This is a genomic window from Amycolatopsis keratiniphila, from assembly GCF_000400635.2.
In the GTDB taxonomy this organism is placed as follows: domain Bacteria; phylum Actinomycetota; class Actinomycetes; order Mycobacteriales; family Pseudonocardiaceae; genus Amycolatopsis; species Amycolatopsis keratiniphila.
This window is the reverse complement of the sequence record NC_021252.1, coordinates 232,869-247,964: the sequence shown is the minus strand read 5'-3', so window position 1 is coordinate 247,964 and position 15,096 is coordinate 232,869. Positions and strand designations below refer to the sequence as shown.

The 15,096-nt window shown below is 68.6% G+C and carries 14 protein-coding genes; 6 read left to right on the top strand and 8 right to left on the bottom strand.

Annotated elements, in window-relative coordinates; all coding sequences use genetic code 11:
• Positions 1-61: 61 nt before the first annotated feature.
• Positions 62-1,987 (bottom strand): glycosyltransferase, encoded by a 1,926-nt coding sequence (locus AORI_RS42145; protein ID WP_016330687.1) that lies wholly within the window; start codon positions 1,985-1,987, stop codon positions 62-64.
• A gap of 6 nt (positions 1,988-1,993) precedes the next feature.
• Complete coding sequence (locus tag AORI_RS42140; RefSeq protein ID WP_016330686.1) at positions 1,994-2,476, bottom strand: GtrA family protein; 483 nt, start codon at positions 2,474-2,476, stop codon at positions 1,994-1,996.
• Between the two features lie 101 nt (positions 2,477-2,577).
• Here AORI_RS42140 and AORI_RS42135 point away from each other — a divergent pair, with 101 nt between their 5' ends.
• The 4 genes from AORI_RS42135 to AORI_RS42120 all read left to right on the top strand — a co-directional run bounded on the left by AORI_RS42135 (position 2,578) and on the right by AORI_RS42120 (position 6,160).
• Positions 2,578-3,948 carry a decaprenylphosphoryl-beta-D-ribose oxidase gene (locus AORI_RS42135; protein WP_043848510.1) on the top strand — a complete coding sequence of 457 codons (1,371 nt, stop codon included), beginning with the start codon at positions 2,578-2,580 and terminating at the stop codon, positions 3,946-3,948.
• Complete coding sequence (locus AORI_RS42130) at positions 3,945-4,700, top strand: decaprenylphospho-beta-D-erythro-pentofuranosid-2-ulose 2-reductase (RefSeq protein ID WP_016330684.1); 756 nt, start codon at positions 3,945-3,947, stop codon at positions 4,698-4,700. Before AORI_RS42135 ends, AORI_RS42130 begins: the two co-directional genes overlap by 4 nt.
• 180 nt (positions 4,701-4,880) lie before the next feature.
• Positions 4,881-5,567, top strand: a complete 687-nt coding sequence (locus tag AORI_RS42125; protein ID WP_016330683.1) for a hypothetical protein — start codon at positions 4,881-4,883, stop codon at positions 5,565-5,567.
• Positions 5,567-6,160 (top strand): hypothetical protein, encoded by a 594-nt coding sequence (locus tag AORI_RS42120; protein ID WP_016330682.1) that lies wholly within the window; start codon positions 5,567-5,569, stop codon positions 6,158-6,160. Before AORI_RS42125 ends, AORI_RS42120 begins: the two co-directional genes overlap by 1 nt.
• A gap of 4 nt (positions 6,161-6,164) precedes the next feature.
• Here the strand turns inward: AORI_RS42120 and AORI_RS42115 are convergent, their stop codons facing one another.
• The 5 genes from AORI_RS42115 to glf form a co-directional block, all read right to left on the bottom strand.
• A complete protein-coding gene (locus AORI_RS42115; protein ID WP_043848509.1) occupies positions 6,165-7,670 on the bottom strand; it encodes a hypothetical protein in 1,506 nt (501 codons plus the stop codon).
• 38 nt (positions 7,671-7,708) lie between these two features.
• Positions 7,709-8,059, bottom strand: a complete 351-nt coding sequence (locus AORI_RS42110; RefSeq protein WP_016330680.1) for a hypothetical protein — start codon at positions 8,057-8,059, stop codon at positions 7,709-7,711.
• A gap of 98 nt (positions 8,060-8,157) precedes the next feature.
• A complete protein-coding gene (locus AORI_RS42105) occupies positions 8,158-9,117 on the bottom strand; it encodes a decaprenyl-phosphate phosphoribosyltransferase (RefSeq protein WP_016330679.1) in 960 nt (319 codons plus the stop codon).
• On the bottom strand, positions 9,114-9,629 hold the full coding sequence (locus AORI_RS42100) for a phosphatase PAP2 family protein (RefSeq protein WP_043848508.1): 516 nt from the start codon (positions 9,627-9,629) through the stop codon (positions 9,114-9,116). The genes AORI_RS42105 and AORI_RS42100 overlap by 4 nt, the downstream gene beginning before the upstream one ends.
• Positions 9,622-10,848 carry a UDP-galactopyranose mutase gene (glf, locus tag AORI_RS42095; RefSeq protein ID WP_007030611.1) on the bottom strand — a complete coding sequence of 409 codons (1,227 nt, stop codon included), beginning with the start codon at positions 10,846-10,848 and terminating at the stop codon, positions 9,622-9,624. The genes AORI_RS42100 and glf overlap by 8 nt, the downstream gene beginning before the upstream one ends.
• Positions 10,849-10,929: 81 nt before the next feature.
• Between glf and AORI_RS42090 the strand changes: the two genes are divergently transcribed.
• On the top strand, positions 10,930-12,939 hold the full coding sequence (locus AORI_RS42090; protein ID WP_016330677.1) for a DUF6541 family protein: 2,010 nt from the start codon (positions 10,930-10,932) through the stop codon (positions 12,937-12,939).
• A gap of 282 nt (positions 12,940-13,221) precedes the next feature.
• On the opposite strand, the gene AORI_RS42085 is transcribed toward AORI_RS42090, so the two are convergent.
• The gene (locus tag AORI_RS42085; RefSeq protein ID WP_043848507.1) at positions 13,222-14,115 is read right to left on the bottom strand and encodes an LLM class flavin-dependent oxidoreductase; all 894 of its coding nucleotides are present in this window, start codon (positions 14,113-14,115) and stop codon (positions 13,222-13,224) included.
• 82 nt (positions 14,116-14,197) lie between these two features.
• On the opposite strand from AORI_RS42085, the gene AORI_RS42080 reads away from it, so the two are divergent.
• Positions 14,198-14,998 carry an HAD family hydrolase gene (locus tag AORI_RS42080; protein ID WP_016330675.1) on the top strand — a complete coding sequence of 267 codons (801 nt, stop codon included), beginning with the start codon at positions 14,198-14,200 and terminating at the stop codon, positions 14,996-14,998.
• Positions 14,999-15,096 lie beyond the last annotated feature (98 nt).

The following is a 15,096-nucleotide window of genomic DNA, read 5'->3' as shown; positions in this document are numbered from 1 at the left end:
CGTTCAGGACGAAAAACGTCCTGAACGACCCTTTCATGACACTCGATAAAGCGAAGCGTGCTTACAGCTCGTAAAGCCGCTTCCAGTTGTCCCGCGAGGTCAGCTCGGGCATGGCGCGCTTGTACTGCTCCTGCACCGCCGCGCCTTCCTTGCGGAGCCGCTGGATCACCTTCGCGCCCCGGCGCGCCAGGTCGAACATCTTCGCGCGGTCGTACGAGCGGACCCGCACGCCTTCCTGCGAAGCGTCGGTGACGACGGCGGTGTCGAAGGTCGCGACGTGCCACCAGTGGGCCTCGTCGATCGGGATCGCGCCGAGCGAGTGACGGCTGCGGCCGAGCACCCGGTCGAGGATCCGCTTGATCAGCACCAGGCGCTGCATGCTGGGCCGCGGCGCGCTGTTGATGATGCCGATGTCGTTCGACGCGATACCCGGGACGTCGGTGGCCTTGTGCCGCTTGGTCTCGGGGTACTCGTCGCGGATCCGGCGGATCTCCTTCATCGCGGCGACACCGCCGTCACGCAGGACCTCCGGCCCTTCGAGGAAGTCCTCGACGGCCTTGATCAGCGTGGCGGACAGGCCGTACTGCATGCCGAGCAGGTACCGGACCAGCTGCGCGATGAGCACGCGCGAGAGCAGGTTCAGGTTGAACGGCGAGTGCAGCGCGGCGGTGATGATCGAGTTCCGCAGGTTGAAGTAGCGGTGCCACTCGTCCCAGTCCTTCCAGTGGAAGTCGGCGTGCCAGACGCCGGCGCCCGGAAGGGTGACCGTGGGGAAGCCGTGCGCGCGGGCGCGGTAGCTGTACTCCGCGTCGTCCCACTGGAAGAAGAACGGCAGCGGGTAGCCCGTGGCCTTGACGACCTCGTACGGGATCAGGCACGACCACCAGCCGTTGTACCCGGCGTCGAGGCGGCGTTCCTGACGGTTCGGCTTGAGGGTCTCCTCGTCGACGCCGAGCAGGTCGGCGGTCGAGAGCGAGTGCTGCACCGGCTGGCCGGGCTCCAGCGTGTTCAGCCGGGCGTATTCGGCGCCGACGTGCAGCTGGTTCGGGTGCAGCAGGTTCAGCATCTGCCCGCCGACGATGACCGGGTTGACCGTGCGGTTGGAGAACGCGGTCATCCGGATCACCAGATCCGGCTCCAGCAGCACGTCGTCATCCATGAACAGGACGTTCGCGTGCTCGGTCTCGGTGTGCCCGGCGACCTCGTAGAGGCCGCGGGTGAACCCGCCGGCGCCGCCGAGGTTCGGCTGCTTGATGTAGTGCAGCTTGTCGCCGAGGTCCTTGGCGACCTGCTCGAAGCCGTCGCGCGACTCGACGAGGTCGGTGCCCTGGTCGGCGACGTAGATCGCGTCGAGCGTCTCCAGCGAGGAGACGTCGGCGGCGAGCGCCTGCAGGTTCGACAGGCAGTCGTCGGCGCGGTTCATCGTGCAGATGGTCACCGCGGTCGGGCGGATCTTCTCCGGCGCTTCGACCGTCCAGCGGACCTTCTCGACGCGCAGCGACTGGCCGCCCTCGGTCTCGATGTCGAGCCAGAGCGCGCCGCCGTCGTAGAACTTGTCGAGCTTCGCGGTGAGCGTCACCTTCTGCTGCTTCGCACCCGCGACGACCTCGGCGGCGACGACCCGCGGGTCGCCCTCGATGTCGGAGGCGCCGACGGACAGCTGGCCGTCACCGGTGACGACGGCCTCGACCTGGACCTCGGTCACGTCGGTCCAGCGCTGCCAGTAGCTGGCGGGGAACCGGCCGAAGTACGTGTTGCCGGACACCTTCGACGCCGGCTCGATGGAGATGCCCCCGCGCTCGCGCACGGCGGTCCCCCATTCGAGCTCGGCGTAGAGGTCCTTGCTGACGATGGGGGCCGGGCCGGCGTAGAGCCCGCGCTGCGCGGTGAGACGGCCCTGCGGGGTGCGTTCCGCGAAGCGGGTGTCGTCGACAGTGCTCACCATGGCGCTCGGGGCCTCTCCGGTGACGGCGGCTTTACCGGGCATGAATCCTCAGTTCTCCTCTGTGCTGGTGGCGGTGGCGCGGGGCTCACGGAAGACGACCCACTTGAGCATGACGAAATTGATCACGGTCGCGGTTGCCTGCGAGACGACCCAGCCGAAGGTGGCCTTCCAGGCCGACTCCGGCAGGACGTGCAGCATCGTGCGGTTGACGCCGACGGCCACGAGGAACGTCACGGCGTACAAGAGCACGAAACCACCGATCTGACGCGCGCCCTCCTGGCGTCCACCGGCGAAGGTGAACTTGCGGTTCAGGAAGAAGGCGGTCGTGGTGCCCACGATGAAGCTGAGCGCGCGGGCGATGTCCACCCACGGCGTCGCGTCCATTCCGAGGGCACGAAGCCCCTGGTAGACGCCGAAATCGACCAGGGCGCAGAAGCCGCCGATGAGGCCGAAGCGGATGAGCTGCCCGAGCAGCCCAGGGGAGGACGGCGCTGCTGCCGTCACGCCGGCTTTCGGGTCGGTCGCCACCACTGCTCTACCTCATAAACTGCTGGGGCTGATGCGCAAAGTGTAGAAGCGAGCACTTCAGGGTCACGTTCCGGGCAGTGTTCGGCGTGGTTACCCTGGTCGGCGTGACCCAAGCACCCAAGACACAGCGGCAGTCGCTCATGGGCTGGGCAAGGACGTCGCCGAGTATCGCGAACGTCCTGAGCACCCCCGACGTGGAAGCCATCGCCCGCGCGGTGACGCGGGCCGGGGAACGCGGGGTCATCGCGCGTGGTCTCGGCCGCTCGTACGGCGACCCGGCGCAGAACGCGGGCGGCCTGGTCGTGGACATGACCGCGCTGGACCGCATCCACTCGATCGACCCGGATTCGGGCATCGTCGACCTCGACGCCGGGGTCAGCCTCGACAAGCTGATGCGCGAGGGCCTCCCCTACGGCCTGTGGGTCCCGGTGCTGCCGGGCACCCGCCAGGTGACCATCGGCGGCGCGATCGCCAACGACATCCACGGCAAGAACCACCACTCGGCCGGCAGCTTCGGCAACCACGTGGTGTCGATGGACCTGGTCACCGCCGACGGGCAGGTGCGCACGATCACGCCGGACGGCCCCGACGCGGAGCTGTTCTGGGCGACCGTGGCGGGCATCGGCCTGACCGGCATCATCGTCCGCGCCAAGATCCGGATGACGAAGACGGAGACGGCCTACTTCAAGGCCGACATCCAGCGCACCGCGAACCTCGACGAGACGCTGGCGCTGGTCACCGACGGCTCCGAGGACAATTACACGTACTCCTCGGGCTGGTTCGACTCGATCTCCAGGGGCGCGAAGCTCGGCCGCGCCGCCTTCCAGCGCGGTTCGCTCGCCAAACTGGACGAATTGCCGCCCAAGCTGCGGGCCGACCCGCTCAAGTTCAACCCGGGCACCCTGGCGACCCTGCCGGACGTGTTCCCGAACGGGCTGGCGAACAAGCTGTCGTTCTCCGCGATCGGCGAGCTGTACTACCGCAAGACCGCGAAGAACGCGCGTGACCAGATCCAGAGCCTCACCGCCTTCTACCACCCGCTCGACCTGTTCGGCGAGTGGAACCGGGCATACGGCTCCAAGGGTTTCCTGCAATACCAGTTCAGCACGCCGCTGAACGCGCACGAGCCGCTGCGCCGGATCATCCAGAAGGTCGCCGACTCCGGGCACGTGTCGTTCCTCAACGTGTTCAAGCAGATGGGCGAGGGCAACGCGGCGCCGCTGTCGTTCCCGCACCCCGGCTGGATGGTCTGCCTCGACTTCCCGATCAAGGACGGGCTGAGCCGGTTCTGCCAGGAACTCGACGAGGACGTGCTCGCGCTCGGCGGCCGTCTGTACACGGCGAAGGACTCGCGCACCTCCGCGGAGAACTTCGCGAAGATGTACCCGCGGCTCGAGGAATGGCGCAAGGTGCGCGCTTCCGTAGACCCCGAAGGCGTTTTCGCCTCTGACATGTCCCGAAGGTTGGAACTGTGATCGACGCTGTGGGCAACCCCCAGTCCCTGCTGCTGCTCGGCGGCACCTCCGACATCGCGCTCGCGATCGCGGAGAAGTACCTGTCCGAGAAGCCCCTCCGGGTCGTGCTGGCCGGGCGTCAGTCGCCGCGGCTCGACGCGGCCGCTCAGCGCCTGAAGGACAAGGGCGCCGAAGTGTCCACCGTGGACTTCGACGCGAAGGCCCTGGACACCCACCCCGCCGTGCTCGACAAGGCCTTCGAGGGTGGCGACATCGACGTCACCGTCGTGGCGTTCGGCCTGCTCGGCGACCAGGAAGAGCTGTGGCAGGACCACGCGAAGGCCGTCGAGGCGGCGACCGTGAACTACACGGCCGCGGTGTCCGTCGGGGTCGCGCTGTCGAACAAGCTCAAGACGCAGGGGCACGGCAAGGTCATCGCGCTGTCCTCGGTCGCCGGTGAGCGGGTCCGCCGGTCGAACTTCGTCTACGGCTCCTCCAAGGCCGGTTTCGACGGCTTCTACCTCGGCCTCGGCGAGGCACTGGCGGAGTTCGGCGTGCAGATCACCGTCGTCCGGTCCGGCCAGGTCCGGACCAAGATGACCGAAGGCCTCAAGGACGCGCCGCTGACGGTGGACGTCGAGCAGGTCGCCGAGACCGCCGTCGCCGCCTCGCGCGCCGGCAAGGAACTGGTCTGGTCGCCCGCGCCGTTCCGGCTGGTCATGTCCGCTCTGCGGCACATCCCCCGGCCGATTTTCCGGAAGCTGCCGATCTAAGGTCCTGGGTCCGACGTTTGAACACTTAGCCTGGTGGCGCGCAGGGCTCGTGAGTGAAAATGATCGTTCTAACCCTCATTGGCACTCACGACCCCCATCTCACGCGACGAAGGACGCTTTACCCACGTCGCATGCGGCGAAAGTCCCCTTCAGCGAACTTCCGACACAGGACACCAGGGAATGAACCTCGGCTATCCGCTCGGGGCCGCGTCGCAGGCCCTGCCTTCACTGCGCCTGGGCGAACGGCTGTTGTGGGCCGCGTACGGCCGGACGCTGAACTACGACGTGCGCGGCCTCGATCCCTGGGGTGTGCCGAAGAAGAGCGTGCTGAGCAAGCTCGGCTCGGGCGCGGCGAACTTCGCCGGGGACATGGTCGGCGCGGCGCTGGGCGGGGGCGACGACAGCGGCCGGTCGAATCCGCCGTCGCCGCAGGTCGTCGTGTTCGGCGAGCAGGGTGGCCTCGCGCACGCGGCGGTGCGGGGGCTGTCCACCAGCGGATCGCTCGCACGGCTGTGGGCGCTCACCAGCGCGCGGCTGCTGGTGCTGGAGAAGTTCGTCGCGCCGGAGAAGCCCTCGGAGAAGTCGTTCCTGTCGAAGGCGATCGGGTTCGGCAAGGACATCGCCGCGATCATGACCACGAAGACCTACGGCGAGAACGCGGCGGGTGTCCCGATCGCGCGGCACGAGATGGTGCCGTGCGCCGAGATCCCGCGCGAGTCGATCGCCGGGTTCGCCGTGGCCGAGCACGGCAAGAAGCGGCGCCCGTGTCTTCGTGCGTCCTTTGTGGACGGATCGGGGATGGATTTCCTGTTCGACTGCGACGATCCCCGGCAGTTCGCCTGGCTTCACTCGGTGACGGTGAGCTGATGGAGAACACGCTTCCGATGGCGAAGTCCGTCGACGAGATCGTCGAGAAGGAACTGCATCAGTTCTGGCTCGCGCCCGGTGAACGCCTGATCATCGGCTGCCCGCCCGCGCACGGCTACGTGGGTCTCGTGCTGGACGGCGAGCTCACGCTGCCCTACTCGGCGGCACGCGAAACCCCTGCGGTGACCGGGAAGACGCGGTGGCCGCTGCCCGCTTCGGACGTCCTCGAAGGCGACTGGACCGACGACCCGACGATCGCGTACTGGGTCGTCGCGCGGACCGCGGACCAGACCGCGGTGCGGCTCGCGGACCATCTCGCCGGGGGCAAGGGCGAGGCGCGGCTGACGCTTTCGGATCGGCGGCTGGCCGTCGTGTACCCGGCGCGGCTGCTGGAGGGCGAGGATCCCGCCCAGCCGTTCCGGACCTTCGAAGAGATGCCGTCGGGGGTGGTGCGTTCGGTGTCCGCGCTCTACCTGGGGCGGAGTTTCCCGCCGCGGCCGGTGCTTCAGTTCGTCTTCGCCGACGGGTCCATGATCTGCCAGCGGGACATGCTGGCCGTCACGAAGGCCGACCGGGCTCGTTCCCGCCGCTGACCCCTCAGCGGGCCGGGAGCAGGTACAGGCTTTGCGTGCCCATCCACGGCGAGTGGATGGTCCAGCTCGCCAGCGCGTTCGCGGGCGGGGCCTTGCTGGTGGTGGCCAGCACCAGATCCGGCGTCGCGGGCGGGACGCTGTGATCGAAGAACCGGAAGTTCGCCGCCAGCAGCGCCTTCCCCAGATCGCTGCTGCGGTTCTTCGTCTCGACGATCGCCGGATCGACCGACCCGCGGTCGGAGAACTGGTCGACGATGTCGCAATCGCAGGAGTACGCGAGCGCGCCGACCTCGCCCGCGCTCTCCACCTTGCGTCCCTTGGTCAAGACACCCAGTTGCGAGCCGATCGCGCGGTATTCGTCCGACGCCGCGTGATTGCTGGTGATGGGCGCGAACCGGCGCGGCAGTTCGGGAGCCGCGTAGGCGACGGCGCTCGTCAGCAGGAACGCGCCCGCGAGGATCCCCGCCCCGAGCCGGGCCCGACCGGGCACCGCGCAGGCAGCGGCGGCGAGGAACACCGTCGCGCCGATGATGCTGGGCGCGTAATACCAGTGGTACGGCGGGACGTTCAGCCAGCAATAGGCCAGATAGTGCGCCGCGCCGGCGATGGCGAGGGTCGCGAACGGCAGCAGGCGCTTCGCCCGCTCCGAGCCGCGCCGGAAGTGGAATGTCCACAGTAGACCGGCGAGCGCGCCGATCACGAGCGGCAGGAAGGAAAGTGTCGCCGCCACCGGGAAGTTGCGCCAGTACAGCAGCGGGCCGTTGGTGAAGCTGAACGGTCCCCACGAACGCTGCATGATCTTGATGACCAGGGTGTCCGGCACCGCCGAACCCAGCACCAGCCAGCTGAACACGAACCACGGCAGCATCACCGCGAGCGCGGCGAACGTCATCCGCCAGATGCCCACCCAGAATTCGCGGCGCCCGAGGAACAACACGAACGCGATCAGCAGCAGATCGATCCGGATCAGCGCGATCAGGCCGATCACCGCGCCCGCGGCGGCGGGCCGTCGTTCGTGGAGGAACACCATCGACCAGACGACGGCAGCCGCGCCGAGGGCGACTTCGAGGCCGACCGACGACAGCAGCAGCGGGTTCACCAGCAGCAGGCCCAGCGCCAGCGGGGCGAACCAGCCCGAGAGACCGGTCGCGGCGCCCATACGGCGGAGGCCGAGGACGAGCGCCACCTGGCTCGCGACGAAGACGATCCCGGCGGCGAAGACGGCGTCGCGCACGATGAAGGTGACGAGCGCCAGCACGAGGACGTTCAGCGGCGACGTCGCGGTGTTGGCGGTTCCCTCTTCGATCAGGCCCCAGTGGCCGTGGAAGGCGAGGTTCTTCGCATACGAGAGCGTGATGTACGTGTCGTCGATCAAATGCCCGCTGACCAGCACGAACACCAGGGCCGACGCCACCGCCGCCCCGGCCGGGAGCACCCAGGGTCGGGTAAGGACGGCGGCTCCCGGCAGCGCACCGGGAGCCTGGGGCAGATCGGCGGAGGCGCTTCGCATCACGAACACCGTACACGGCGGCGTGATGATTCCGTTATCTACCCGCCGTGGCGCTGGTCACGCCAGCCGGGGCCGTCACGGAAGTCGCGATCCATGCCATGGCCACCCGGGCCACGGTGTTCCCGGGAGAAACCGGGCCGGTCGCCGTCGCGGGAGGCCAGGCCGACGGCGGTGCCGATGATCCCGCCGCCGAGGACGAAGCCGAGGGCGCCGACCGCCACCAGCTGCGTCGCGCGGTGCCCGGCGAACCGGCGGAATCCGCCCTTCCGGGGCGGGGCCTGCACCACCGGCGGAGGCGCGGCAGGCTGCTGCTTCGGGGTCTCATCCGCCACTGAAGGCTGCTCGACCGTCTTGTCCTCGTCTTCGGACGGCCGCTGCTGGTCGCTCATTTTTCGCTCCTCAGGCTGATGGGGGCGGGCTGTGTGCCCGCCCCCATCACCGAGGATCCGTGCGCTTCCTATGGATGCGCTGTGTGTGAGCTGTCGAATCAGAGATAGAACGACAGGAACAGCGTGACGACCCAGCTCGCGCCGAGCACCTGGAGCACGCGGTCCTTGAGCGCGATCTCCTCCGGCTCGCCCGCGTTGCCGCCGTCGACGTCGACGGCGTACCGCAGGACGGCCACCACGAACGGGACCATCGAGACGACCGCCCACACCGAGTTGTGCTCGACCTGGCGGATCTCGAACGCCCACAGGCAGTAGGACATGATCAGGATCGCCGCGGACGTCGCCCAGACGAACCGCAGGTAGCTCGCCGAGTACTTCTTGAGCGAAGACCGGATCTTCGCCCCGGTGCGCTCGAAGAGCATGATCTCGGCGTAGCGCTTGCCCGCCACCATGAACAGCGAGCCGAACGCGGTGACCAGCAGGAACCACTGCGAAAGCGCGATACCCGCGGCCACACCACCGGCGATCGACCGCATCAGGAAGCCCGAGCCGACGATGGCCAGGTCGACCACCGGCTGGTGCTTGAGCCCGAAGCAGTAGCCGAGCTGGACGGCCTCGTAGACCGCCAGCACGACCGCGAGCTGCCAGCTGGCGAAGAACGAGATGCCGAGACCGGCGGCGAAGAACACGCCCGCCGCGACGAACGCCACCGGCACCGGCACGATCCCGGCCGCGATGGGGCGGTTCCGCTTGGTCGGGTGCGCCCGGTCGGCCTCGACGTCGATCGCGTCGTTGATGAGATAGACCGAGGAGGCCACCAGCGAGAACGCCGCGAAGGCGATCAGCGCGGCGATCAGCAGGCCGGTCCGGTCCGTCGACTTCGAAAAGGCGAAGAACGGTGCGGCGAACACCAGCACGTTCTTCACCCACTGGCGTGGGCGTGCCGTTTTGATGATGCCGCCGACGAGACCGCCGGCGACCTTCTTCGGTTCGGCGGCCTCGGCCACGGGTTCTACGTCGTCAGGCTTGGAATCGGCCTTCTCGGTCGTTTCACTCATCGTCGCTTCAGCTTCCTACGTATCAAGCCGCCGACTACGCCCCCAAGGGCCGCTCCGGCCAGAACGTCGGTCGGGTAGTGGACGCCGAGCACGAGCCGGGAGGCCAGCATCGGCGGTACCAGGGCCGGGACCAGGTTACGCCCGGTCAATCCGGAGTAGAGCACCGCCGCCGCCGTAGTCGAGGTCGCGTGCGAGGACGGGAAGCTCAGCTTGCTCGGCGTGGAGACCAGGACCTCGACGCTCGGGTGGTCCGGTCGTGGCCGCCTGACCACGCGTTTCACCGCGATGGACGCGGCGTGCGCGCCGACGACGCCGGCCGCCGCGACCAGCCAGTCCTTGCGGCGCTTCTTGTCGACCGCGGCCCCGACGAGCCCCAGCGCGAACCAGCCCGCGCTGTGCTCGCCGAAGTGCGAAAGACCGCGTGCCGCCTTCACCGTGACGTCGCTCTTCAGGACGCCCTGGGCCTTGGCCAGGACGGCGACTTCACCCGTGGGAGTGCCCTTCTCAAGCATCGAGGGATCCGTCCAGAGGCGCGCCATCGGTCAGGTGCGGCGCGATCTTGTTGTCGAACACGGACAGCGCCGAGCCGATGGCCATGTGCATGTCGAGGTACTTGTAGGTACCGAGACGGCCGCCGAACAGCACGTTCTTGTTCTTGGCCTCGGCCTTCGCCAGCTCGCGGTAGGCCTCGAGCTTCTCGCGGTTCTCCGGGGTGTTGATCGGGTAGTACGGCTCGTCGGCCTCGCCGGCGAAGCGGGAGTACTCGCGGAACACGACCGTCTTGTCGTTCGGGTAGTGCTTGCGCTCCGGGTGGAAGTGCCGGAACTCGATGATCCGGGTGTAGGGCACTTCTTCGTCGTTGTAGTTGACGACCGAGGCGCCCTGGAAGTCACCCGTCTCGACGACCTCGGATTCGAAGTCCACGGTGCGCCAGGTGAAGCGGCCCGCGGAGTAGTCGAAGTAGCGGTCGAGCGGCCCGGTGTAGACGGTCGGGGTGCCGGCGGGGATGTGCTCGCGGACGTCGAAGTAGTCGACGTTCAGCCGCACCTCGATGTTCTCGTGCTCCGCCATCTTCTCGAGCCACGCGGTGTAGCCGTCGACCGGCAGACCCTCGTAGGTGTCGTTGAAGTAGCGGTTGTCGAAGGTGTAGCGGACCGGGAGCCGGGTGATGATGTCGGCGCCGAGGTTCTTCGGGTCGTTCTCCCACTGCTTGGCCGTGTAGCCGCGGATGAACGCCTCGTAGAGCGGGCGGCCGATCAGCGAGATGGCCTTTTCCTCGAGGTTCTGCGCGTTCGCGGTCTCGAACTCCGACGCCTGCTTGGCGATCAGCTCGCGGGCCTCGTCCGGCGTGTGCGACTTGCCGAAGAACTGGTTGATCAGCGCCAGGTTCATCGGCAGCGGGTACACCTGGCCCTGGTACTTGCCGAACACGCGGTGCTGGTAGTTCGTGAACTCGGTGAAGCGGTTGACGTACTCCCACACACGCTTGTTGGAGGTGTGGAACAGGTGCGCACCGTAACGGTGCACCTCGATCCCGGTCTCGGGCTCGGCCTCGGAGTAGGCGTTGCCACCGATGTGGTGCCGCCGCTCCAGCACGAGGACCTTCTTGCCGAGCTCGGCCGCGGCCCGTTCGGCGACGGTCAGCCCGAAGAAACCGGACCCGACCACGATGAGGTCGTAGCCGGTGAAATCGGCTTCAGTAATCTTGTCGGGGTTCGTGTGCGCGCTCACGGGCGTCGAGGGTACGCACGTCGACTCCGTGCCCTGCAGCGAGCACCGGTTTTCACCTTCGACAGACACATTTAGGAAGCAGTGCCTACTCCGGACACCTTCTGGTCGTATTTCGGTGCGACCCTCACCTACCTGGCCGTCCTCGCGGTCCCCGGCGGGCTCGTCGGCCGGGCCGCCGGCCTGCGTGGCTGGGCCCTGGCGGGGCTGGCTCCGCTGCTGTCCTACACGGTAACCGGACTGGCCGGTCCGTGGCTGGCACTCGCGGGCGTGTCGTACAACCCCCTCACCGTGGCGGGCGTCACGGCCGTGCTCGCCGGGATCGGCTTCGGCCTGCGCAAGCTGGGACAGAGCCGCGGCTGGATCAAGCCGGGCGCCGAGGAGCCGCCGAAGAAGTGGCACCCGCGCGCGCACTACGCCGTCGCGGCCTGCGTCGCGCTGGCCGTCGGCATCTCGATCCTCGTGGTGCTCTCGGCCCGCGGCGGCACGACGGCGGTGTTCCAGCGCTGGGACACCGTGTTCCACGCGAACGGCATCCGCTACATCGCCGAGACCGGCGACGGCTCGCTGACCGGCATGGGCACCATCAACTGGTACCCGGACGGCTCGTTCTATCCGAACGCGTATCACCTGGTCGGCTCGCTCGTGTACTCGATCTCGGGCACGACGATCCCGGTCACGCTGAACGCCATCACCATGCCGGTCGCCGGGATCTTCGCGCTGTCGATGGTCGCCCTGATCCGCCAGCTCGGCGGGCGCGCGGTGTTCGCGGGCTGCACGGCACTGGTGGCCGCCGCGGCCACCACCGGCGCGTACGAGTCGGTGTCCAGCGGCCTGCTGCCGTTCGCGCTGGGGATCGTGCTGACGCCGCTGGCCGTGGTCGCGCTGGCCCGCTTCCTCGCGCGGCCCGGCCTCGACACCGGCTACGTGCTCGCGCTGACCGCGGTCGGCCTGCTGGCGGCGCATTCGTCGGCGCTGTTCGGCGCGCTGCTGTTCGCCTTCCCGCTGGTGGTGCAGCGCTGGTACCGCGCGCTGCGGCACAAGCCGGTCGACGGCGTGCCCGAGGGCCGCGGCGGCTGGCGGGTCATCGGCGGCGACGTCGTCAAGATGGTGCCGGTGATGGCGGGCAGCGGGCTGCTCGCGGCACCGCACATCCTCGGCGCCCTGAAATTCACTTCGGGTTCATACCCTTATTACGCGTGGGGCTCCGACCTGCCGGTGCTGAAGTCGCTGGGGCTGCTGGTGACCTTCCGGCAGGTGCTGAGCGCGCCGCAGGTGTGGCTGACGGTGCTGCTGGCGATCGGGGTGCTGAGCCTGTTCCGGCTCGGGCGGATGCGCTGGGTGGGGCTTTCGGCGATCGGCTTCTCGGCGCTGTTCGTGCTGGTCGCCTCGTTCGGCGCCGAACCGTGGGTGATCTCGCTGTCGCGGCCGTGGTGGAACGACCGGTACCGGCTGATGGCGCTCGCCGCGATCCCGCTGTGCCTGCTCGCCGGGCACGGGATGGCGGAGCTGCAGCGCTGGTTCGCGAAGTGGGCGAGCGGCCGGTCCTGGGTGAAGAGCCGTCCCGCGCTGCCCGCCAGGCTGGGGCTGGCGACCGCCGTGTTCGTCGTGGCCGCGTCGGCCGTGCTGACCAAGGGTTTCTATACCGAGTCGAACGCGCACGCGGTGTCGTTCCTGTACTACAACGGGCCCGAGGGCGAGGTCACGCCGCCGGTGAGCGCCGACGAGCTGGCCGCGATGAACGAGCTGACCAAGATGAACGTCGGGCCGGACGAGAAGGTGCTCAACGAGCGCTTCGACGGGACGGCCTGGCTGTACGCGATCACCGGGATCCACCCGGTCGCCGGGCACTACGACCCGGGCGTGCCGCCGCCGGACGCGAAGTACCTGGCGCTGCACTTCCGCGACTACGACACCGACCCCGAGGTGCGGGCCGCGGTGCGGCGGCTGAACATCAAGCACGTGCTGATCGGGAGCACGCCGATCAAGATCGGCGAGCCGCCGGCGCCGGGGCTGCGGGATCTGGACGGGCTGGGCTTCCTGCGGAAGGACTTCTCGAACGCGGGGGCCTCGATCTACACGCTGACGCGCTGACGGCAGCCCTTCACGGATGTCATGAAAGGGTCGTTCAGGACATCTTTTGTCCTGAACGACCCTTTCATGACATCCGGACCGGTGTCGCGGCCGAAAGATAAAAGGCTCGCGTGGTCGTGGACTGCCCCTGCCACGACCACGCGAGCCTTTCGTCCCCCATTCACCCCCGGGGTGACCCATGAGGGGCAGCCGTCGTCGGCCACACCCACTCGCTGTACTTGTTCTTCAGACGACTACTGGGCGGAACCGGTTTACCCGGCTCGCCAACGTCACCCGATCGGCCTAGTCGCTTCTTCCCTGGAGTACCGGGAGTACGTCGCTGACGACCGCTTCGAGCGTCGACTCGCGGCCGACGTAGTAGTCGCCGGACCGCGGCCAATGCGTGACGATGTCGGTGAACCCGAGTTCACCGGCCCGCCCGGCGGCGTCGGTGAACGCGCCCACACTGTCGAGCGAGAAGACCGGCGCCGCGTCGAGGCTCAGGAACCGCTGCACGCTCGCCTTGTCCCGGCCCACGGCGTCGAGCCGCTCGTCGAAGGTCTTCACGAGCTCCGCGACGCCCTTCCACCACTCGTCCTGGGTGTCCGCCTTGACGCCGGTGGTGGCCCAGCCCGCGCCGAACCGCGCGGCGAGCGTCATCGTGCGGGGGCCGTTCGCGGCCACCAGGAACGGCAGCCGCGGCCGCTGCACGCAGCCCGGCAGGTTGCGTGCGCCCTTGGCCCGGTAGTACTCGCCCTCGAAGTCGAAGCCGTCGGTCATCAAGAGCCCGTCGAGCGATTCGACGAACTCCGTGAAGCGGTCCGTGCGCTGCTTGACCGACAGTTCGGGGCCGTCGAGGACGGCGGCGTCGTAGTGGGTGTCCGGGACGCCCGCGCCCACGCCGAGGATGAAGCGGCCGTCGGAGATGTCGTCGAGGGTGGTCAGCTCGCGGGTGAACGGCACGGGATGCCGGGCGACCGGTGAAGCCACGAAGGTGCCCAGTCTGATCCGCGACGTCACCATCGCGGCCGCCGTCAACGTTGGCATCGCACTGAACCAGGGGCCGTCGACGAGAGTCCGCCAGCCGAGGTGGTCGTACGTCCAAGCGTGGTCGAAGCCGTATTCCTCGGCGGCCCGCCATTTCGGCTCGGCCGCCCACCAACGATCTTCCGGAAGGATCACGATGCCTACGCGCACACCCGGGAAGGTACTGGTCCAGACCGACACTTCGCCCGATGGGCGGATCTTCGGGGACAATGTGCCGGTGGATAAGCCCCTCTTGATCGCATCCGACGTCGACGGCACCCTGCTCGGCCCGCTGGAGGTCCTGTCCGAACGCACGATCGACGTCGTCCGGCGCGTCACCGAGGACGGAGTCCCGTTCGTGCTGGCCAGCGGCCGTCCGCCGCGCTGGATCGCCCCGATCGCGAACCCGCTGGGCCTGACCGGGTACGCGGTCTGCGCCAACGGCGCGGTGCTGTACGAGATCGGGACGGACCGGATCGTGGCGGTCCACGGCCTGCTGGAACCCCAGCTGCTGCACGACACGGTGAGTGCTCTTGATCACGCTCTGCCCGGCTGCCGGTTCGCCGCGGAACGGGTCGGCGAGTCCGCGCTCGATCCGGAGATGCGCAATTTCGTGATCGAGCCGGACTATCACAACCCGTGGGGCAACCACGAGGGCACGGAGGCACCGCGGGCCGAGGTGCTCGGGCATCCGGCGATCAAACTGCTGATCAGCAGGCGCGGGATGAACTCGGACGAGATGGCGCGGGCGGCGCGCGAGGTGCTCGACGGCTCGGTGGACATCACCTACTCGACCAACACCGGCCTGATCGAGGTCGCCGCGCACGGCATCACCAAGGCGACCGGGCTGGCCGAGGTCGCCGCGCGGCTGGACGTCCCGGCCGAGCGGGTGATCGCGTTCGGGGACATGCCGAACGACGTCGAGATGCTCGGCTGGGCCGGGCACGGCGTCGCGATGGCCAACGGGCACCGCTACGCCCTCGACGCCGCCGACGAGGTGACGGGGCCAAACTCCGAGGACGGGGTCGCGCAGGTGCTGGAGCGCTGGTTCTGAGACGCGACATCCATCTGATCACGCGTGTCGTCCATCCGGACACGCGTGTCGTCCGGCTGATCACGCGAACCCGCCGATGAGGGGTGCGGCAAAGATGA